Source organism: Actinacidiphila sp. bgisy167 (assembly GCF_965342175.1).
Classification (GTDB): Bacteria; Actinomycetota; Actinomycetes; order Streptomycetales; family Streptomycetaceae; genus Actinacidiphila.
This window is the reverse complement of the sequence record NZ_CBDRBL010000061.1, coordinates 16,262-35,145: the sequence shown is the minus strand read 5'-3', so window position 1 is coordinate 35,145 and position 18,884 is coordinate 16,262. Positions and strand designations below refer to the sequence as shown.

General features: G+C 73.7%; 17 protein-coding genes and 3 tRNA genes. 9 read left to right on the top strand and 11 right to left on the bottom strand.

The window, feature by feature from the left end:
* Nucleotides 1-7 precede the first annotated feature (7 nt).
* Together ACRWND_RS21795 and ACRWND_RS21790 are read left to right on the top strand one after the other, a co-directional pair.
* On the top strand, nt 8-1,225 hold the full coding sequence (locus tag ACRWND_RS21795; protein WP_431951925.1) for a hypothetical protein: 1,218 nt from the start codon (nt 8-10) through the stop codon (nt 1,223-1,225).
* Between the two features lie 211 nt (nt 1,226-1,436).
* Nucleotides 1,437-2,870, top strand: a complete 1,434-nt coding sequence (locus tag ACRWND_RS21790; RefSeq protein ID WP_431951923.1) for an FAD-binding protein — start codon at nt 1,437-1,439, stop codon at nt 2,868-2,870.
* Between the two features lie 68 nt (nt 2,871-2,938).
* Here ACRWND_RS21790 and ACRWND_RS21785 read toward each other — a convergent pair whose 3' ends face one another.
* Together ACRWND_RS21785 and ACRWND_RS21780 are read right to left on the bottom strand one after the other, a co-directional pair.
* Nucleotides 2,939-3,172 (bottom strand): hypothetical protein, encoded by a 234-nt coding sequence (locus ACRWND_RS21785; protein WP_431951921.1) that lies wholly within the window; start codon nt 3,170-3,172, stop codon nt 2,939-2,941.
* Between the two features lie 19 nt (nt 3,173-3,191).
* Nucleotides 3,192-4,337 carry an inorganic phosphate transporter gene (locus ACRWND_RS21780; RefSeq protein WP_431951919.1) on the bottom strand — a complete coding sequence of 382 codons (1,146 nt, stop codon included), beginning with the start codon at nt 4,335-4,337 and terminating at the stop codon, nt 3,192-3,194.
* A 178-nt stretch (nt 4,338-4,515) separates the two neighbouring features.
* On the opposite strand from ACRWND_RS21780, the gene ACRWND_RS21775 reads away from it, so the two are divergent.
* The 7 genes from ACRWND_RS21775 to ACRWND_RS21745 all read left to right on the top strand — a co-directional run bounded on the left by ACRWND_RS21775 (nt 4,516) and on the right by ACRWND_RS21745 (nt 8,432).
* On the top strand, nt 4,516-5,151 hold the full coding sequence (locus ACRWND_RS21775; RefSeq protein WP_431951917.1) for a DUF4291 domain-containing protein: 636 nt from the start codon (nt 4,516-4,518) through the stop codon (nt 5,149-5,151).
* An 81-nt stretch (nt 5,152-5,232) separates the two neighbouring features.
* Nucleotides 5,233-5,436: a hypothetical protein gene (locus tag ACRWND_RS21770; RefSeq protein WP_431951915.1), complete on the top strand. Its 204-nt coding sequence runs from the start codon at nt 5,233-5,235 to the stop codon at nt 5,434-5,436.
* 80 nt (nt 5,437-5,516) lie between these two features.
* Nucleotides 5,517-5,589: transfer RNA gene (locus tag ACRWND_RS21765), tRNA-Ser, on the top strand.
* Nucleotides 5,590-5,602: 13 nt separating this feature from the next.
* A tRNA-Arg gene (locus tag ACRWND_RS21760) sits at nt 5,603-5,675 on the top strand.
* 20 nt (nt 5,676-5,695) lie between these two features.
* A tRNA-OTHER gene (locus tag ACRWND_RS21755) sits at nt 5,696-5,768 on the top strand.
* Nucleotides 5,769-5,890: 122 nt separating this feature from the next.
* The gene (locus tag ACRWND_RS21750; protein WP_431951913.1) at nt 5,891-7,252 is read left to right on the top strand and encodes an SDR family NAD(P)-dependent oxidoreductase; all 1,362 of its coding nucleotides are present in this window, start codon (nt 5,891-5,893) and stop codon (nt 7,250-7,252) included.
* Between the two features lies 1 nt (nt 7,253).
* Nucleotides 7,254-8,432 (top strand): ribonuclease inhibitor, encoded by a 1,179-nt coding sequence (locus ACRWND_RS21745; RefSeq protein WP_431951911.1) that lies wholly within the window; start codon nt 7,254-7,256, stop codon nt 8,430-8,432.
* Nucleotides 8,433-8,578: 146 nt separating this feature from the next.
* On the opposite strand, the gene ACRWND_RS21740 is transcribed toward ACRWND_RS21745, so the two are convergent.
* From ACRWND_RS21740 to ACRWND_RS21700, 9 genes are read right to left on the bottom strand one after another with little or no spacing between them, the layout of a single operon-like run.
* The gene (locus ACRWND_RS21740) at nt 8,579-10,435 is read right to left on the bottom strand and encodes an AAA family ATPase (RefSeq protein ID WP_431951909.1); all 1,857 of its coding nucleotides are present in this window, start codon (nt 10,433-10,435) and stop codon (nt 8,579-8,581) included.
* The gene (locus ACRWND_RS21735; RefSeq protein ID WP_431951907.1) at nt 10,432-11,832 is read right to left on the bottom strand and encodes a vWA domain-containing protein; all 1,401 of its coding nucleotides are present in this window, start codon (nt 11,830-11,832) and stop codon (nt 10,432-10,434) included. Before ACRWND_RS21735 ends, ACRWND_RS21740 begins: the two co-directional genes overlap by 4 nt.
* A gap of 32 nt (nt 11,833-11,864) precedes the next feature.
* The gene (locus ACRWND_RS21730) at nt 11,865-12,374 is read right to left on the bottom strand and encodes a hypothetical protein (RefSeq protein WP_431951905.1); all 510 of its coding nucleotides are present in this window, start codon (nt 12,372-12,374) and stop codon (nt 11,865-11,867) included.
* A 17-nt stretch (nt 12,375-12,391) separates the two neighbouring features.
* The gene (locus ACRWND_RS21725; protein WP_431951903.1) at nt 12,392-12,778 is read right to left on the bottom strand and encodes a hypothetical protein; all 387 of its coding nucleotides are present in this window, start codon (nt 12,776-12,778) and stop codon (nt 12,392-12,394) included.
* A 37-nt stretch (nt 12,779-12,815) separates the two neighbouring features.
* Nucleotides 12,816-13,436 carry a TetR/AcrR family transcriptional regulator gene (locus tag ACRWND_RS21720; RefSeq protein ID WP_431951901.1) on the bottom strand — a complete coding sequence of 207 codons (621 nt, stop codon included), beginning with the start codon at nt 13,434-13,436 and terminating at the stop codon, nt 12,816-12,818.
* Nucleotides 13,424-14,173, bottom strand: a complete 750-nt coding sequence (locus tag ACRWND_RS21715; RefSeq protein ID WP_431951899.1) for an enoyl-CoA hydratase family protein — start codon at nt 14,171-14,173, stop codon at nt 13,424-13,426. The genes ACRWND_RS21720 and ACRWND_RS21715 overlap by 13 nt, the downstream gene beginning before the upstream one ends.
* A complete protein-coding gene (locus tag ACRWND_RS21710; RefSeq protein WP_431951897.1) occupies nt 14,173-15,753 on the bottom strand; it encodes an AMP-binding protein in 1,581 nt (526 codons plus the stop codon). Before ACRWND_RS21710 ends, ACRWND_RS21715 begins: the two co-directional genes overlap by 1 nt.
* Before the next feature lie 29 nt (nt 15,754-15,782).
* Entirely contained in the window at nt 15,783-16,985 is a 1,203-nt protein-coding gene (locus ACRWND_RS21705) for an acyl-CoA dehydrogenase family protein (RefSeq protein WP_431951895.1), read from the bottom strand.
* Entirely contained in the window at nt 16,982-18,874 is a 1,893-nt protein-coding gene (locus ACRWND_RS21700) for an acetyl/propionyl/methylcrotonyl-CoA carboxylase subunit alpha (protein WP_431951893.1), read from the bottom strand. The genes ACRWND_RS21705 and ACRWND_RS21700 overlap by 4 nt, the downstream gene beginning before the upstream one ends.
* Between the last annotated feature and the right edge of the window lie 10 nt (nt 18,875-18,884).

Sequence of the window (18,884 nt, the reverse complement as noted above, 5' to 3'; positions counted from 1 at the left end):
TCCACCCATGCCCTTCGAAGACGAGCTCGGCGCCGCGCTGCGGCGCACCGGCGACGGCTTCAGCACCGACAGCCGCGCCCTGGCCGCGGCCGGCCTCGCCCGGGGCCGCCGGACCCGCCGCCGCCGGGCGGTGGCCTTCGCCGGCAGCGCGGCCGCCGTGGCGGCCCTGGGGGTGGGCGCGGCCCTGGTCGCCCCGGGTGAGGGCGTGCGGAGCACCGGCGCCGCGGCGACGGTCGCGGACACGGACACCGACCGCGGCTGGGGCCCCGAGACGGCCTCCGACCGCAAGATGCTCGCCCTCTTCGCGGGTTTGCTCCCCAAGGGCAGGATCATCAGCGGGCACGCCGCGGGTACGCGGCCAGGGGTGGACATGTTCCCCAGGGCCGAGGTCGTGTGGGACGACGGGCACGGCGCGTCGACGATCGCCGTCGGCCTCAGCCGCGCCGCGACCGGTCCGGAGGAGGCGCGGTGTCCCGATCTCGCCATGATGAGGGAGGGCAGTGCCTGCACGCGCACGGAATCCCGGGACGGATCGGTGCTGGTCGTGGTCAAGACGTGGGAGTACCAGGACGAACGCGAGGGCCCCAGGAACTGGCGGGCCGTCCTGACCACCCTGGAGGGCCTGCAGATCGAGGTCCAGGAGTGGAACGCGCCCGCGCAGAAGGGGGAGCCCACCACCCGGGACGAGCCGCCGTTGAACGAGGCGCGGCTCGCCGCCCTCGTGCGCGCGCCGGAGTGGAAGCCTCTGCTCGCCACCCTCCCCGACCCGTCGGCCCCGCCCGAGCAGCCCGGCACCGGCGAGCCGAGCGGAGGGGAGATCCTCGAACGCCTCAAGGCCGTCATGCCGCCGGGCCTGAAGATCACCGAGCTGGTCGGAGAGGACGGCTACGCCCACATCACCGTGGACGACGGCCGTGGAGCGACCCTCGTCGAGGTCAACGTCCAGCGGTGGAGGCCGGAGGAGGCCGGCGCCCTGCGCTTCGAGAACCCCACCACCCTGCCGGACGGCACCGAGGTGGACGCTCGCAAGGGGCCGGGCGACAAGGGCGGAGCGGGGATCCAGCGGTGGACGGCCGACACGTTCCGGCCCGACGGGCTGCGCGTCGTCATCGGGGAACTCAACTCCGGCGGCTACCACCGGCCTCCCACCCGCACCGCACCCGCCCTCAGCATGGACGCACTCGTGAAGGCGGCGACCGACCCCCGGTGGAAGGAGCTCGGATGACGACGGGCGGTGCATGACGCGCCCGGACGGCCGCACGCCGCGACCACTACGCGGCCGGCCCGCCCGCCGGGCGGCTCCACGGGATTCCCCGAGTCGCCGTCGGCCGGGGGACGGCGGGCCTAGAATCCGAGGACTGCTGTACGGCCCACCGACCCGTTCAGGGGGAGCGCACATGTCCCGACTCCCGTCCAGGCGTGCGATGTTGGGCGCGGTGGCCACAGCCGCGGGCGCCGTCGTCGTCGGATTCGACCCGGTCGGCAGAAGCTGGGCCGCGGCGGCGACCACCGCGGAGCGGACGGACCGCGGGCTGGTGGGGCTGCCCCGCCTGGACGGGACGCTGCTCACGGACGACGCCTCGCTCGGCGCCGCCGCGGACGACTACGGGCACATCGTGCACCGCAGGCCGGCCGCGGTACTGCGCCCGGGGTCGGTGGAGGACGTCGTCGCCATGGTGCGCTTCTGCAACCGGCACGGTCTGAAGGCGGCGCCGCGCGGTCAGGGGCACGGGACGTACGGGCAGGCGCAGGTCGACGGGGGGCTGGTCGTCGAGACTGCGCCCCTGGCGCGGATCGGCCCGGTCGCGGCGCACAGCCGTACCGTCACGGTCGGCGCCGGCGCCAAGTGGAGCGACGTCACGCGGGCCACTCTGGCGCACGGGCTCACCCCGCCCGTCTTCACCGACTACCTCGAACTCTCCGTCGGCGGCACCCTGTCCGTGGGAGGGCTCGGCGGGCAGAGCCACCGCCACGGCGCGCAGGTCGACAACGTCACCGAACTGCAGGTGGTCACCGGCGCGGGTGAGCTCGTGCGCTGCTCACCGTCGCGCCACCAGGACCTGTTCGAGGCGGTGCTCGCGGGCCTCGGCCAATGCGCCGTCATCGTCGCGGCGACCCTGCGCCTGGTGCCGGCCCCGACGACGGTCCGGCACTACCTGCTGCCGTACCACGACCTCGGCACCTTCCTCGCCGACCAGCGACTGCTGGTCACCGACGGCCGGTTCGACTACGTCGAGGGCCAGGTCCAGCCGGACGCCGACGGCGCGTTCCGCTCCTATGTGCTGGAGGCCGTCTCCTACGACGCCGATCCCGACGACGCCGCGCTGCTGGCGGGGCTGCGCCACGACGCCGCGGGCGCACAGGTCGAGAGCCTCGGCTATGTCGACTTCCTCGACCGGCTCGCCGCCTCGGTGGCTGCGCTCAAGGCCGCCGGACTGTGGAACTTCGCCCACCCCTGGCTCAACCTGCTCATCCCCGGCGCCAAGGCGGCCGCCGTCGCCGGGCGCATCCTCGACGCCCTCACGCCCGACGACCTCGGCCCCGGGGTCGTGCTGCTCTACCCGCTGCTACGGGAGCGCCTGCGCCGGCCCCTGCTGCGGGCGGGCCGGGATCCGGTTCCGTACCTGCTCGCCGTCCTGCGCACCACCCCGCCGCAGGACACCGCGACCGTCGACCGCCTCCTGGCCGCCAACCGTGCCGCGTCCGAGGCCGCGAGGGCGGTCGGCGGCACGCAGTACCCGGTCGGCTCCATCCCTTTCAGCCGCGCGGACTGGCGAACCCACTTCGGGTCCGCGTGGCCCGCGCTGGCGGCGGCCCGGCGGCGCTACGACCCCCGGGGGATCCTCGTCCCCGGTCAGGGAATCTTCTGAGGCGGGACGCCCGGGACGCGCGCCGCGCTCGCGGCCGGGACCGGCGGCGGCGTGCCACGCCACCCGCCTCAGCCCGGGATGATCAGGTCGATCCCGTACGCCGCCACCGCCAGGCACGCCGCGAAGCACAGGACCGCCACGACCAGGGCCGCCTTCTCCGAGCCGTCACGCGGCTGCCCGCCGCGCGGGCCCCCGGCGCGGCCCCACGCGACGATGCCCAGCGAGAACATCAGCACGACGGTGATCGTGATGCCGAGGCTGACCCCCAGCACCGCGCCCAGGTTGCCCCACTTGATCTCCATCCGGGTCCGCTCCTCACCGTCACCCTGCCGGCTGGCCGGCGGCGCTCGGCTCCGGCACACTCGCCCGCGTGTCGTTGACGTTGTCGGGGGTCACCGGCCGGCGCCGCGACAGGAGGTAGAAGCCCGCGGCGGCGACCAGCGCCACACCCGCCACGAGCCCCACACCCACGTCGCCGTGGTCCGCGACCCAGGCCGCCACGCCGCCCACCGCGGCCGCCGCGGGGAGCGTCAGCACCCAGGACAGGGCGATCCGCCCGGCCACCCCCCAGCGCACCTGCGCGAGCCTGCGGCCCAGGCCCGCCCCCAGGATGCTGCCGGTGCAGACCTGGGTGGTGGACAGGGCGAAACCCAGATGCGAGGACGCGAGGATCACGGAGGTGGCGCTGCTCTCGGCGGCGAAGCCCTGCGGGGAGTCGATGTGGGTCAGTCCCTTGCCCATGGTGCGGATGATCCGCCAGCCGCCCACGTAGGTGCCGAGCGCGATGGCCAGCCCGGCGCTCAGCACCACCCACCACGGCGGACCCGTCCCGGGAGCGAGCAGTCCTCCCGAGATGAGCGTCAGGGTGATGACCCCCATCGTCTTCTGTGCGTCGTTGGTGCCGTGGGCGAGCGCCACGAGCGAGGCCGAGCCCACCTGCCCGGCCCGGAAGCCGCGCTTCGCGACGTCGCCCCGGGTCCGTCTGGTGATCACATAGGCGAGATAGGTGGACAGCATCGCCACCAGGCAGGCCACGAGGGGCGAGGCGACGGCGGGGATCACGATCTTCTCCAGAACCTCGCCGGTGTTGACCGCGCCCGCGCCCGCGCCCACCCAGACCGCTCCGATGAGCCCGCCGAACAGGGCGTGCGAGGAACTGGAGGGCAGACCGAGCAGCCAGGTCGCGAGGTTCCAGATGATCGCCCCCACCAGCCCGCCGAAGATCATCGCAGCCGACACCTTGGCGTCGTCGACGATGCCGTCGGAGATGGTGCGGGCGACTTCCGTGGACAGGAACGCGCCCAGCAGGTTCAGCACTCCCGCCACCGCCACGGCCACCCGGGGCGCGAGCGCGCCCGTGGCGATCGACGTGGCCATCGAGTTGGCCGTGTCGTGGAACCCGTTGGTGAAGTCGAAGGCGAGAGCCGTGATGATGACGATGACGATGAGAAAGGTGACGGATCCCACCGGATACCTCCCGACGGGTGCGGTCCGCTTCACCGGGCCCCTGGTAGTAGGTGGTGTCGGCTCGGGATTCCAGGGTAGGCGAGGTGGAGGTGGAGTGCAGGGGAGGCTTTTCGCGGGGGCGGTTCCGCTGGAAATCCTGTCGCAGCAAGGGGGCCGTGGAGGGCAGGATGCGCGCATCATGGAGAGCAGCGAGACGCCGTACCGCATGATCCGGGCCGTGCACACCGACGACACCGTGACGGTCTATCAGGCGTACCGCCCGGAAATAGGTGATCATGCCGTGCGCCACGGCCGTTTCCCCGAGAGCTGGAGCCGCTCCCGGATGACGTGGATCAAGCCGTCCTTCCTCTGGATGATGTACCGCAGCGGCTGGGGACGGAAGGAGGGCCAGGAGCGGGTGCTCGCCCTCGAGATCACCCGTGACGGCTTCGACTCGGCGCTTCGCGAGGCCTGCCTGTCGCACTTCGACCGCTCGGTGTACCCCGACCGCGAGACGTGGGCCGAGCGCGTGCGGACCGCGCAGGTCCGCGTCCAGTGGGACCCGGAGCGCGACCTCTCGCTGCGTGCGCTGCCGTACCGTTCGCTGCAGCTCGGGCTGACCGGCGGGGCGACCCGCGACTACGCCGACCACTGGATCGTCCGGATCCGGGACGTCACCGCCCTCGCCCACCGCGTCCACGAGCTCGTGCGCTCCGGCGACCGCGAGGCGGCCGCCGCGCTGCTGCCGCCGGATCGGCCCTATCCGCTGGACGCCGCGACCGCCGCCGTGATCGGTGCGAGGCCGGGACTCAGCGGCCGTCCGGCGCCGCGGTGAGCCGCTTCGGGGCGGGTGCCTCCCTGGTCGGGGGGACGTGCATCCAGAGGGCCGGGCGCCGGGCGCCGACGGAGTGTGCTCATGGAGCTGGGGGTCCTCGAGCTCGGGGTCGACGGCGGGTGGACGGCCGCCGTCGCCCGCGTCGGGGAAGAGGAAGACGACGACCTTCCGGACGGCCTTGAGGACGCTCTCACGCCAGGAGATTCCTCGACCGCGACAGGCGGTCTTCCTCGCCTTTCGCGTTCGGAGAAGGGGATCGATACCGGGGGTGTGCCGTGCACGTGAACGCCCGATTCCCCTCGTCGATCGGCCGATGGGGCCTGCCTGTGACGGGATCCTCGGCGACGGTACGATCACCGTCATGCCCGGGCGTAGCGCAGCGGCAGACGCACCGCCTTGCTCAGGCGGATCACGCCGGTTCGAATCCGGTCGTCCGGGCAGCGGGACACACGGGCCCGTAGGGCAGAGGCAGACCCCCCGCTTCCTACAAGGCGGATACGCCGGTTCGAATCCGGCCGGGCCCCCGATAGGATCATCGCAATGCCCGGATGTAGCGCAGAGGCAGGCGCCCCTCCCCTCACGGAGGGATCACGCCGGTTCGTATCCGGCCGTCCGGGCAGCCGGGGAAGTACGGGTCCGTGGCGCGGCGGCAGGCGTGCCGGCTCCGCGCGGTCGGACAGGCCGGGTCGCGTCCGGCCGGATCACCCCCTCGCATCAGCGGTAGACACCAGTGGGGATCATGGGGGAGACGGGCGACATCACGGAGGCGGAACTCGCGGCCTTCGACACGGTGGTCGGCAAACTGCGCGAACTGCCCGTCGACGACCCGGTACGGCTGCGCGCCGAACAGGTGGCCGCCTCCTTCGCGCGTGACGGGCGGCTGCGGCGCAGGAAGACCCGTCGTGAGGACCGTGCCGCTGCGGACGCGGAGGTCGTGGCCGCCACCGCGACCGGCGCACGGGAGCGCCGGGAGGACGCTCCCCTCGACGACGCCCCGGAGGGCGGCGCGGCAGGGGAGTTCGCCAGGCCCCGCCGCTGCTACGTGTGCAAGTCCCCCTACCGGCGGGCGGACGCCTTCTACCACCTGCTCTGCCCCGACTGCGCCGGGGACAACACCGCCCGCCGGGGAGCGCGCACCGACCTCGCCGGCCGGCGCGCGCTGCTGACGGGCGGCCGCGTCAAGATCGGCTTCCAGCTGGCCCTGATGATGCTGCGGGACGGGGCGGAACTCCTGGTCACCAGTCGCTTCCCGCAGGACACGCTGCGCCGCTTCACCGAGGCGCCCGGCAGTGAAGGGTGGCTGCACCGACTCACCGTCGTCGCCGTCGACCTGCGGGACCCCCGCCAGGTCGTCGGTCTGTGCGAACGGCTCCGCGCGAACGGCGAGCCCCTCGACATCCTGGTCAACAATGCCGCCCAGACGGTTCGGCGGCCCCCCGAGTCGTACGCGGCCCTCATCGCCGGAGAACGCGCGCCGCTGGCCGCCGGCCGGCCACCCGTCGCCGTGCTCACCGCGCCCGGCTTCGGCACCGTCCACGCGCTGCCGGCCGCCGCCGGGCCCACCGCTGAACTCGTGCTGACCGAGACCGACGAGGCCGGGCTGCTGCCGGACACCGCCCCCGAGAACTCCTGGTCGGCGGAGCTCGGCGGACTCGACCCGGCCGAGGTGCTGGAGACCCAGCTCGTCAACTCCCTCGCCCCCGCACTGCTCTGCGACCGCCTGCTGCCCCTGCTGCTCGCCTCCCCGCGGCCGCGCCGCTACATCGTCAACGTCACCGCCGTCGAGGGGCGCTTCGCCGTGCGCAACAAGACCGCCGGCCATCCGCACACCAACATGGCCAAGGCCGCCCTGAACATGCTGACCCGCACCAGCGGCCCCGCGCTCGCCGCGCAAGGCGTCCACATGTGCAGCGTCGACACCGGCTGGATCACCGACGAGAACCCGCTGCCGAAGAAGAGCCGGCTGGCCGGCCAGGGCTTCCGCACCCCACTGGACGTCGTGGACGGCGCGGCCCGCATCTACGACCCGATCGTGCGCGGAGAGGCCGGACACCCGGTATCCGGCGTCTTCCTCAAGGACTACCAGGAAGCCGAGTGGTGACATGACGGACGACCGGCCGCCGTACGCGGGTGTCCCCGAGATCGTGCCCCGCCCGGCCGCCGATCTCGAGCCGCTGCTGGGCTGGCTGCGCGGAGGGGAGGGGGTGGCCGAACGCCGGGACTTCCCGGCCGGGACCGCCCTGCCCGACGGGCGCCTCGACCTGTGCAAGCAGGCGCTGGGCCCGGAGGGCGCGGCGGCGGTCGCCGAGGCCCTGCGCCAGGCCCCCGCCACCGGCTCCGTACGCCATCTGCTGCTCGGCACCGACGGGCTGGGCGATGCGGGTGCCGCCGCCGTCGCCGAACGCACCCGCGACACCGGAGTCGAGACGCTCTACCTCGGCTACAACGGCATCACGGCGGGCGGCGCCTGCCGCATCGCCGACCACCTGCGGGCCTCGCCCCAGGCGGTCACCGGGGTCTGGCTGAAGCGCAACCCGCTCGGCGGCGGCGCGGGCGAGGCCGGCGCCGGACTCGTCGAGGCGGCCCGGTCGTTGCGCACCCTGGATCTGGTGCAGACCGGACTCGACCCGGCGGGCCTCGCCGTGCTGGCCGACGCGCTCGTCGCGGCCGCCCGCTCGGGACGGGCCGTGGAGCGGCTGTTCGTCGGCGGCAACACCCTCGGCACAGCCGGTGCGGCCTGCCTGACGAGCCTCATCACGACCGGAGCGGTGGCCGAGCTGTATGTGTCCGCCGCCCGCCTCGGCGACGAGGGCGCCCTCCTGCTCGCCGAGGCCCTCGCCCGAACCCCGCACGGCCGGCTCACCCGGCTCTCCGTGGCCAGCAACGGCATCGGGCCGGCGGCCTGCGCCCGCCTGGTCGCCGCTGCGACGGCCGCGGGTGTGGAACTCCTGGACCTGGGACGGGTCAAGGCCGCCCGGACACTGGGCGCCGCGGACAACCGGGTCGACGCCGACGCGGCCGAGGCGATGGCCGCGGCACTGAGCGCGGCGCCGCACCGGCTGACCCATCTCGTGCTGGCCCACACGGGGATGCGCAGCCGCGAGGCGCACCGTCTGCTCGATGCCGCTCCGGCGGCCGCGACGGCGACCCGCTATGTGCTCGGCAAGGGCATCGCGACCAGTATCCGGAGGCGGCTTGACGCGCTCAGCGCGCACCTGCCGCCGCCGGCCCTTCCGGCGGACGTGGCCGCCGTGCGCAGTGTCCACCGCATGCCGCGCTGATCAGCGCGGCTTGGCGGCGAAGGTCTCGATCCAGAAGCGCTGCGCCTGTCCGGAGGCGGCTTGACGCGCTCAGGGCGCACCTGCCGCCGCCGGCCCTTCCGGCGGACGTGGCCGCCGTGCGCAGTGTCCACCGCACGCCGCGCTGATCAGCGAGGCATGGCGGCGAAGGTCTCGATCCAGAAGCGCTGCACCTGCTCCGAGGCCCCCACCAGATACGTCGAGCGCAGCTTGGGCGGCAAGAGCGCGACCAGCCGGGTGACCGCCTTGCGGTGCCGCTTGAGCTGCGACAGCTCGGCGTTGGCGATCACCTGGTGGACGACGTCGGTCTCGTTGTCGCCCTCCTCGGACTCCTCCCGGGCACGTCTCAGCCGGGCCTCCCAGGCGTCCACGTCCCGGGCCAGCTCGCGAAGCCCGGTCACCGAGCGGTTCGCCAGTCGGTCGACCAGGGCGGTCAGCGGCACGGGGGCGTACTCGCCGTCGCCCAGGTAGACGGTGGCCATCTCCAGCGGCAGACCCCGCTGGTGCAGCTTGATCAGCCGCTCGATGGTGCGCTTGGTGATCCATGCGCGGCCGTCCTCGTCCATGTCGTGCTTCCACCACTCCAACACCGTCTCGGCGAGGCCGCCGTAGCGCGCGATCAGCCACTCGTTGGCGGGGATGTCGCCCGGCTCGACGGTGAGCGAGGCAGTGAAGCGGGTCGCCTGGGCGATGTTGTTGCGGGACACCATCAGCCGTCGGCCCAGATGGTAGGGCGGGTTCTGCACCGCTATCTGGGCGCGCAGATTCTCGATCGGGCGCCCGGCCAGCGACCACTCCTGGGTGATCTCCATCAGCTTGGCGAACGCGGCCTTGTCCTTGGGCCGGTTGTACTCGTCCCAGACGATCGCCTTCGGCTCGCTCCCGGTGAACTTCTGCGCCAGCAGGGTGTCCAGCGAGCCGTCCCGGTCGGGGACGGGCGCGCACAGGTCCTCGACGTTGGTGACCGGCAGCGAGAAGTACAGCGGGTCCCGGCCCAGCCCCTGCCGCAGCGTCTCGCGCACCACCTCGGTCTTGCCGCAGCCGGGCGGCCCCTGGAGCAGCACCGACCACCGGTTGCGCAGCGCCGCCCGCACCACCGAGCGCACCGGGTCCGGCACGGTGGCCGGATTGGGCACCCCGAGCTCCGCGGCGATCCGGTCCAGGATCTCCGCCGTCCGGTTCTGGCCCGGGCTGCCGTCCGGCCGGGGCTCGGCCAGCCGCAGCCGCTCGCCGTTGACCAACGGCAGCCCCCAGCGCAGCGGGAAGCCCTCCCGGGCGTTGGCGAGGACGTGGTCCACGGTGCGCGGGGAGAGCAACTCGCGCACCGCGGGACCGAGCGACGCCCACAGGGCGAAGACCCCGTTCAGATCCCACTCCCGGTACTTCTCCGCCAGCTTGCGCCGCCACGCCGTGTCGCCGGCGGTCACGCGTATGGTGACCATGCGGTCGAGGACTGCCAGGTCGCCACGGCGTGCGGCCGTCTCGGACAGCGACTCGTTGTCGCTGAGGAACACCCCGATGCAGCCCAGCTCCCGCAGGTCGTACTCGCCAAGCGTCCAGTTGCAGGCGATCTGCATGAGCTGCGACTGGATCGTCTCGCCGGCCTGCAGCGAGTCGTCGATGAGCAGCACGAACGACCGCCCCGGGCGAAGCTGGCTCATCACCAGCTGGCGCAGCACCAGTTCGCCCGTGTGCGGATCTCGGACCGGGGCGCCCACCAGGAGGTCGTCCGGGGTGAGGTTGGCGGCCGGCACATAGACCAGTTCGGCGTACGGATGGGCCTCGGCGACGTGCGAGAAGAACGTCGACGTCTTGCCGATGCCGTGCTCGCCGAAGACCTGTCCGGTCTGCCCCATGTCGATCATCGCGTCGATGAACGACTCCAACCGGGAGGCCTCATGGCGGCCCTCGGGCGGCTGCGGATAGGTGGCGTTGGGTCGCCAGGGCCGGGGGCCGGCCGTGGCGGTCGTCGCGGTGGTGGTCATCTCGCTCCTGTCGTGACGCGGTGGCAGGCCATAGGAGGGTCATGGGCGTCGGGCCAGTCGTCGCCGCCCTCGGTGATCAGCCATATCCATGCGTCGGGATCCCGCGGCGTGATGTGCGGGGCGTAGCCGTCCGTCAACACGATCACCGCGTCGGGACGCTCCTCGAAGCGCCGGCCCTGGACCTCCGTACGCCCCTCCACGTAATCGCAGACCGTCTGGAAACTCGTGCCCCCGCCCCCGTACACCCGCTCACCGGGGGCGAAGGGCATCACCACGCCGTCGAAGGAGAGCCAGTGCGCCTCCACGCCGTCGATCCGCCCGACGAGTTCGGTCAGCCAATCGACCACGGAGTCCGGCATGGACCCGGAGGTGTCGTAGGCGATGACCAGGACCTTGTCGCGGACCGGGCCGCGCCGCGACAGCACGGGGCCGTGTCCGAGCGCCGCCAGCAGCGCACCCCGCTTCTTCGGGTAGACCAGCCGCTCGCCCTCCCGCAGCTTCGAGGCGACCACGTCGACCAGCCACCGCTGCCACCAGTCCACCCGACCCGTCCTGGCCGCCTCGCCCCGCAGCGTTCCGGCGCCCAGCCGGCCCCACAGCCGGGCCGTGCGCTCCGAGGCGCCCTCGGTGCGGCCCATGAGGTCGAGTAGTTCCCGCTCGGCTCCGGTGTGCCCGCGCCGCGCGGCCAGCAGCGAGTTGAGCAGGGACGAGGAGACCAGCGCGTCGATCGTCGCCTGGTCGCCCGGCACGCCCTCGCCCGCGAGGTGCACGCACAGTGAGGCCGGGGGCACCGGCGGGTGCTTCATCCGCTTGAGCTCGGTGTAGACGCCCATGTCGGTCTCGACGAACTCCGGGTAGGGAAGGGGCGTCAACCCCTGCTCCGCCAGATCCCGCTCGTACGCGGCGTGGATTTCGCGCGGGTCGACCCCGGTCGGCCGGCCGTCCCGCAGCGGCATCCTCTCCCGCCGGAGGCGGACCAGTGCCACATGGTTGATGGACACCTCCGCCGCGGTGGTGAAGACCGGGTCGTCCCGCAGCGCCGGCTCCGCGAGCAGATGCCGGTGCACCAGATGCCGGGCCTCGTGGAAGAGGACGAACGTGACCCCCTCCAGCCCGAGGTCGACGAAGAAGGCGGGGTTGTACAGCAGCAGCACCGAGCCGTCCCCCGAGGCCACCACCGCCGCGGTGTCCACGGCCGTGGTCGGGATCTGGTGCGGGCACTTGGCGTACAGCCAGGAGGCGATCGCCGACTCGGTCAGCCCGAAGTCGAGCAGTGCGGCCTCCTTCAGCCGCTCCGCCTCCGCCACGACGTCCGGATCCGCCGGACGCCACCGCTCCAGCGCCCGCCGGTCGGCGAGATCGACCACGGGTCGTCGTGACCGCTCGTCGAATCCCATGTCAGCCCCCCATTCCCAGGTCCGGATCCCGGCTAGCCCGGTGACTCAGTGTTACCAGAGGCCACTGACAACCGGTCACCGGCCGTCGCCCCGGCGCTCCCCGCGATCGCCCCCGCCGTCCCGATCAGCTCCGGCAGCGTGCCCGCGAAGGTCGGCAGGAGCTGCACCAGTACCGCCCACGCCTCGGTGTTCGCGCCCAGTTCCGCGCGCACCAGCGGCCGCAGCGCCTCGGCGGCTTCCAGCAGCCGCCGCGGAAACCCCCAGCGGCCCATGGCCAGGACGCGCAGGACGTGGCGGGCCGGCTTCGCGCCGGTCACGTACGCGGCGGGACCGTCCACGACGCCCGCGTCACGCAGCCGGTTGGTGAACTTGCGGTGCGTGCCGAACTGAGTGCGCAGCGCCGGCGGGCAGTCGGGGCGGACCGCCAGCGCCCAGCGGGCGTAGCCGGGCAGCGGCCGCTCCTCGTCCGCCGCGGCGACCACCCCCCAGTCGTCCCGGCCCACCAGCAGCGCCGCAGCGCGGCCCTGGGACATGCCCGTCACGGCGCGCAGTGCGGCGGTCAGCTCCTCCGGCCCGGAGGCAGGGTGAGTTCCGGTGCCGGAAAGCGGGCGAGGTCCGCGGGAACCTCCACGCGGCGGGAGCGATCGGGCCCGTAAGGGGCGCCGCCCACGATGTCGTACCGGACACGGTCGTCGGCACGCCAGTGGTGGTACACCACCGTGTTGACCTCGGGATCGTCCTCCTGGAGCATCCACCAGAGCACCGACGCGGGCACCTCGTGCCACCAAGGGCCCCAGCCCCACATCGGGTGCCCATGCGGCCTCGCGGACGACGCCGGATCCTCCTCAGGGACACCCGTCCGGCTCCGCGCACGCGCGGCGAGCGCCGGGTCCACGAGATCCAGCAGGAAGCCCAGTTCGCCGGCGGACACCGCCTCGTTCAGCATGCCGCGATCTTCTCACCCGCCGCCGACAGCGGGCGACTCAGATACCGCGGCGCATCACCCCGTCCAGCACCGCCGACCACGCGCGGACGATCCCGGTGCGGCGGGCGCCGTCGTCGGTAAGGAGGTTCGCCAGGCCCAGGCCCCGCGCCATGTCGAGGGTGGCCTGCACGGTCTCCCTGACCCCCGGCACCGCCTCGTCCGCGTCGAGCATCTCCACGGCGAGGCGGTGCGCCTCCCGTCCGATGCGGGTCTCCAGCGCCGTGACGCGGGGCCGCAGTTGCTCCTCGTTGGCGGCGGCCACCCACAGGTGCAGGGCGGCCCGGAAGATCGGCCCCGTGTAGAGGTCGACGACCATGCCGACCACGGCGTGCGTGCGGGGCGCGCCCTCGCGGGCAAGGGCGCGCGCGTGCTCCCGCAGGGCCGTCAGCCACTGCTCGGAGACGTACTCGATCGCGCCGGTGAACAGGTCCTCGCGGGTGGGGAAGTGGTGCTGGGCCGCTCCCCGCGACACCCCCGCCCGTTCCGCGACCACCGTCACCGTGCTGCCCGTCCAGCCGTGTTCGGCCAGGCACGCGGCGGCGGCTTCCAACAGCCGCCGCCGGGTGGCGCGGCTGCGGTCCTGCATGGGCGCGCGGGCGGCTGTGCTCACAGCGCCCAAGGCGCGGCCCGCCGTTCGAGGAACGCCCGCGTCCCCTCCGCCGCCTCGGACGATCCGAACAACCGGGCGGACTGCTCGATCAGCGCCTCCGCGTCCCTGTCGAAACCGCCCAGCACGGCGGCCGTCGTCAGCGCCTTGGACGCGGCGAGCCCCTGCGGCGACCCCGCGCGCAGCCCGGCGAGGATCCCGTCCAGCGCCTCATCCTGCGCGGCGACCAGTCCGGTGCGGACGGCCTCCGCGGTGCCGAAGACCTCGCCCGTCAGATAGCGCCGCGCGGCCGCCCGGGCGTCCATGCGCGGCAGCACCGTCAGCGAGATCACCGCGGGGGCGAGGCCGAGCCGCGCCTCGGTGAAGGCGAAGCTCGCCCCCGGCCCGGCCACCGGGATGTCGCAGGCCGCCAGCAGCCCGATGCCGCCGGCGCGCACATGACCCGTCACGTGCGCCACGACCGGCTTGGGCAGCTCCACGACCGCCCGCAGCAGCGCCACGAGCCGCCGCGGCCCCTCCGGCGAGGTCGCCTCCTTCAGGTCCGCGCCCGCGCAGAAGGTGCCGCCGGTGTGTGTGAGCAGCACCGCCCGCGTGCCCGGGTCCTTGCCGGCCCTGGCCAGTGCGTCGGACAACTCGTCGACCATGCGTGCGGAGAGCGCGTTGCGGTTGCGCGGGGAGTCCAGCGTCAGTGTGGTGACACCCCGGTCGTACGCGCTCCGCACGCAGGGTGCCGCGGCGTCGTCGGTCATCAGGAGGTTCCCCTTTCCCGGGCGCGCAGTTCGCGCCGGAGGATCTTGCCGCTGGCCGCCCTCGGGATCGCGTCGGTGAACTCCACCCGGCGCACCTTCTTGTACGGGGCGACCCGCGCCGCCACGTGGGCGACGACCTCCTCCGCCGTGAGGTCCGCGCCCTGCTGCGGCACCACGTACGCCTTGGGGACCTCGTTGCCTTCCTCGTCCACCACGCCGATGACCGCGGCGTCGGCCACCCGCGGGTCGGTGAGCAGCACCGCCTCCAGTTCGGCGGGCGGCACCTGGTAGCCCTTGTACTTGATCAGCTCCTTGACGCGGTCGACGACGTGCAGCCAGCCGCCGGCGTCCACCCGGCCGACGTCGCCGGTGTGCAGCCAGCCCTCCGCGTCGATCATGGCGGCGGTCTCCTCGGGCCGCCCCAGGTAGCCCTTCATGACCTGCGGACCGCGGATGTGGATCTCGCCGGTGGCGTCGTTGTCGGCCGCTCCGTCGAGCGGCACGATGCGCATCTCGGTGCTGGGCAGCAGCTTGCCGACAGCGCCGGGCGGCGCGTCGCGCGCGTCCAGCGGCACCACGTGCGTGCCCGGCGAGAGCTCCGTCATGCCGTACGCCTGCAGGATCGGCGGCAGCCCCAGCCGCTTGGAGCACGCCTGGGCCAGCTCCGCGTCGAGCGGCGCCGCCGAGCACAGCACGTACTCCAGCGAGCTCAGATCGTGCGCGGCGACCGCCGGGTGCTTGGCGAGCGCCAGCACGATCGGAGGGGCCACGAACAGCCCCTGCACCCGGTGGGCGGCCACCGCCTCGAGGAACTGCTCCAGGTCGAAGCGCGGCAGCACCACGACGGTCGCGCCCTTGCGCAGCGGGGCGTTCATGAGGGCGGTGAGCCCGTAGATGTGGAAGAACGGCAGCACCGCCAGGATGCGGTGCCCGGGCCCCATCGACAGCGCCGGGTCCAGCTGGGCCAGGTTGGTCGCGATGTTGCGGTGGGTCAGCATCACTCCTTTGGGCAGGGCGGTGGTGCCCGAGGAGTACGGCAGCGCGGCCAGGTCCTCGCCCGGGTCGAAGGCGATCTCCGGCTCCGCAGCGGTGCAGCCCAGCAGGTCGAGGACGCAGCGATGGCCCTCGGCGCTGTCGCAGACGAGGATCTCCCGGACGCCGCCCGCCTGTTCCGCCGCCTTGCGCGCGGTCTCCAGCAGCGGCGAGACGGTGACGATCCACGAGGCGCCGCTGTCCCGCAACTGCCGGGCGAACTCCTCGGCGGTGGCAAGCGGATGCACCGTGGTGACGGCCGCGCCGGCGCGCGTGGCGCCGTAGAAGACCGGCGGGTAGGCGATGGTGTTGGGACTGTGCAGGGCGAGGACGTCGCCTTTGCGCAGCCCGGACTCGGCGAGCGCCGCCGCGATGCGACGGGTGAAGGAGTCGAGCTGCGCGTAGGTGAGCGTCGTGCCCTCCACGCCGTCGACGAGCGCGGGCCGGTCGCCGAAGTCGGCGGCACGGCCCAGCACGGCCTCGTGGATCGGCAGGTCGACGGCGGGAACCGCGGGATACTCGCTGTGGAACACGGCCGGCTGCGCCATGGCCGTTCCCCCCTCCTCGTCGGACGTGCTCAATAGGACTTGGGCAGCCCCAGCGTGTGGTGCGAGACGTAGTTGAGGATCATCTCCCGGCTGACGGGCGCGATGCGGCCCACGCGTGAGGCCGTCAGCAGGGACGCCAGCCCGTACTCGGTCGTCAGGCCGTTGCCGCCGAGGGTGTGCACGGCCTGGTCGACGGCCTTCGCACCGGCCTCGGCCGCCGCGTACTTCGCCATGTTGGCGGCCTCGCCGGCCGCCGTGTCGTCCCCCGCGTCGTACAGGAACGCGGCCTTCTGCGTCATCAGCCGGGCCAGCTCCAGCTCGATGTGCGCCTGCGCCAGCGGATGGGCGATGGCCTGGTGCGAGCCGATGGGGGCCTTCCACACCTGCCGCGTACGGGCGTAGTCCACGGCCGCGGCGAGCGCGAAACGGCCCATGCCGATCGAGAAGGCGGCCGTCATGACACGTTCGGGGTTCAGGCCCGCGAACAGCTGCAGCAGCCCCGCGTCCTCGTCGCCGACGAGGGCCCGCGCGGGCAGCCGTACGTCGTCGAGGTAGAGGTGGAACTGCTTCTCCGGCGCGGACAGCTCCATGTCGATCGGCCGGAAGTCGAAGCCGGGCGTCCCGCGTTCCACCACGAACAGGCACGGCTTGAGCCGGCCCGTGCGCGCGTCCTCGGTGCGTCCCACGACGAGCGTCGCGTCGGCGATGTCCGCACCGGAGACGAAGACCTTGCGGCCGGTGAGCAGCCAGTCCGAGCCGTCGCGGCGGGCCGTGGTCGTCAGCCGGTGCGAGTTGGACCCCGCGTCCGGCTCGGTGATGCCGAACGCCATCCGGACGGAGCCGTCCGCGAGCCCGGGCAGCCACCGGCGCCGCTGCTCCTCGGTGCCGAAGCGCGCGATGACCGTGCCGCAGATCGCCGGGGAGACGATGAGCAGCAGCAACGGGCAGCCCGAGGACCCCAGTTCCTCGAGCACGATGGCCAGTTCGGCCAGACCCCCGCCCCCGCCGCCGTACTCCTCCGGCAGATTGACGCCGAGGTAGCCGAGCGAGCCGGCCTCCTGCCACAGCTTGTCGGTGTGCCGCCCCTCGCGCACGGCCTCGAGGAAGTAGGAACGCCCGTAGCGGCGCCCCAGGTCGGAGACGGCCTTGCGCAGCGCGCGCCGCTCCTCGCTCTCCAGCAGGACGTTGTCGAAGGTGCCTGCCGGTCCGTGCGCAGCGGGCGTGGCGCTCATCCGGACACCTCTTCCTGAACGACGGCCAGTACGGCTCCGACGTCGACCTGGCGGCCGGCCTCGGCGTGCAGTGCGGTGAGCACCCCGTCCGCCGGGGCGGCGACGAGGTGCTCCATCTTCATGGCCTCCAGCCACAGCAGCGGCTGCCCCGCGGCCACCTTGTCGCCGACGGCGACGTCCGCGAGCCGGACCACCGTGCCCGGCATCGGGGCCAGCAGCGAACCCGGCGCGATCCGGTCCTCCGGCTCGGGGAAGCGGGGGAGCGCGGTGAAGCGGTGGGCGCCCGCCGACCCGTCGACGCACACCTCGTCCCCGTAGACCGCGACGTCGAAGGCGCGGCGCACCCCGGCGACCTCCAGCACGACCCGGTCCGCGGTCCGCTCCAGGAGGCGGACGTCCGGGTGGCCCTCGGCGGCCAGGCCCTCGCGGCCGAGCCTGTAGCGGACCTCGTAGCGCGCGCCGTCCGGCTCGGCGCGGTAGGCCTTGGACTGCGGCGCCGACGGCAGGTTGCGCCAGCCGCCCAGCGGATGGCGGCCCGAGGCGTCGGCGAGCGCGGCGGCCAGGGCCGCCAGCCGCGCCGCGCCCTCGTCCCCGGCGGGCGCCGGGCCGAGGCGGTCCAGGAAGGCCGTGGACAGCCGCCCCGCGGCGAAGTCCGGGTCGCGCAGCACCCTCACCAGCAGGTCGCGGTTGGTCGCCAGGCCGTGCACCCGGGCCCGCTCCAAGGCGCTCGCGAGCAGCCGCAGCGCTTGCGGCCGGCCGGCGGCGTGGGCGACGACCTTGGCGAGCAAGGCGTCGTAGTGCACGCCGATCCGGTCGCCGTCGCCGAAGCCCGCGTCCACCCGCAGCCCCGGCGCCTGCGGCACCCGAAGGCGGTGCAGGACGCCCGTCTGCGGCCGCCAGTCGCGGTCCGGGTCCTCCGCGTACAACCGGGCCTCGACCGCGTGCCCGGAGGGCTCTGGGGGAGCGGCCGGGAGCCGCCCGCCCTCGGCGACGTCCAGTTGCAGCGCGACGAGATCCACGCCGAAGACGCATTCGGTCACCGGATGCTCCACCTGGAGCCGGGTGTTCATCTCCAGGAAGTACGCACGGCCGTCCGCCGTCACCAGGAACTCCACCGTGCCCGCGCCCACGTAGCCGATGGCCCGCGCCGCCGCGTCGGCCGCCTCATGGAGCGTCCGGCGCAGGGCGTCGGCGACACCAGGCGCCGGGGTCTCCTCGATCACCTTCTGGTGGCGCCGCTGCACGGAGCAGTCGCGCTCGCCGAGCGTCCACACGGTGCCGTGGGTGTCCGCCAGCACCTGCACCTCGATGTGCCGGCCGTCCTCGACGTACGGCTCCAGGAAGACCTCGCCGTCGCCGAAGGCGGACAGCGCCTCGGCGCCGGCGGCCGCCACCTCACGCTCGAGGTCGGCCGCCTCCCGGACGACGCGCATGCCCCGCCCCCCGCCTCCTGCCGCCGCCTTGACGAGCACGGGCAGCTCGCCGGGACCCGCCTCCAGCACCGGGACGCCCGCCGCCGCCATCAGGCGCTTGGCGCGGGTCTTGGAGCCCATCGCCTCGATGGCCTCGGCCCCCGGGCCGATCCAGACAAGGCCCGCCGCGAGGACGGCCCGGGCGAACACGGCGTTCTCCGACAGGAACCCGTAACCGGGGTGGACGGCGTCGGCGCCCGCGGCGAGGGCGGCCTTGACGATGAGGTCCCCGCGCAGATAGGTGTCGGCCGGCGCGTCGCCCGGCAGCCGGACGGCGGCGTCGGCCTCCCGGACGTGCGGGGCGGAGGCGTCCGCGTCCGAGTGGACGGCGACCGTGGCGATGCCCAGGTCGCGGCAGGTGCGGAAGATCCGGCGGGCGATCTCGCCGCGGTTGGCCACCAGCACTGATGTGATCAAGGTCAGGGCT

Excerpts from the sequence above, each read along its gene's own strand:
- ACRWND_RS21795 (WP_431951925.1), top strand. The coding sequence starts at position 8 with ATGCCCTTCGAAGACGAGCTCGGCGCCGCGCTGCGGCGCACCGGCGAC.
- ACRWND_RS21785 (WP_431951921.1), bottom strand. The coding sequence starts at position 3,172 with ATGGAGATCAAGTGGGGCAACCTGGGCGCGGTGCTGGGGGTCAGCCTC.
- ACRWND_RS21775 (WP_431951917.1), top strand. The coding sequence starts at position 4,516 with ATGGAGAGCAGCGAGACGCCGTACCGCATGATCCGGGCCGTGCACACC.
- ACRWND_RS21770 (WP_431951915.1), top strand. The coding sequence starts at position 5,233 with ATGGAGCTGGGGGTCCTCGAGCTCGGGGTCGACGGCGGGTGGACGGCC.
- ACRWND_RS21750 (WP_431951913.1), top strand. The coding sequence starts at position 5,891 with ATGGGGGAGACGGGCGACATCACGGAGGCGGAACTCGCGGCCTTCGAC.
- ACRWND_RS21745 (WP_431951911.1), top strand. The coding sequence starts at position 7,254 with ATGACGGACGACCGGCCGCCGTACGCGGGTGTCCCCGAGATCGTGCCC.
- ACRWND_RS21740 (WP_431951909.1), bottom strand. The coding sequence starts at position 10,435 with ATGACCACCACCGCGACGACCGCCACGGCCGGCCCCCGGCCCTGGCGA.
- ACRWND_RS21735 (WP_431951907.1), bottom strand. The coding sequence starts at position 11,832 with ATGGGATTCGACGAGCGGTCACGACGACCCGTGGTCGATCTCGCCGAC.
- ACRWND_RS21725 (WP_431951903.1), bottom strand. The coding sequence starts at position 12,778 with ATGCTGAACGAGGCGGTGTCCGCCGGCGAACTGGGCTTCCTGCTGGAT.
- ACRWND_RS21715 (WP_431951899.1), bottom strand. The coding sequence starts at position 14,173 with ATGACCGACGACGCCGCGGCACCCTGCGTGCGGAGCGCGTACGACCGG.
- ACRWND_RS21710 (WP_431951897.1), bottom strand. The coding sequence starts at position 15,753 with ATGGCGCAGCCGGCCGTGTTCCACAGCGAGTATCCCGCGGTTCCCGCC.
- ACRWND_RS21705 (WP_431951895.1), bottom strand. The coding sequence starts at position 16,985 with ATGAGCGCCACGCCCGCTGCGCACGGACCGGCAGGCACCTTCGACAAC.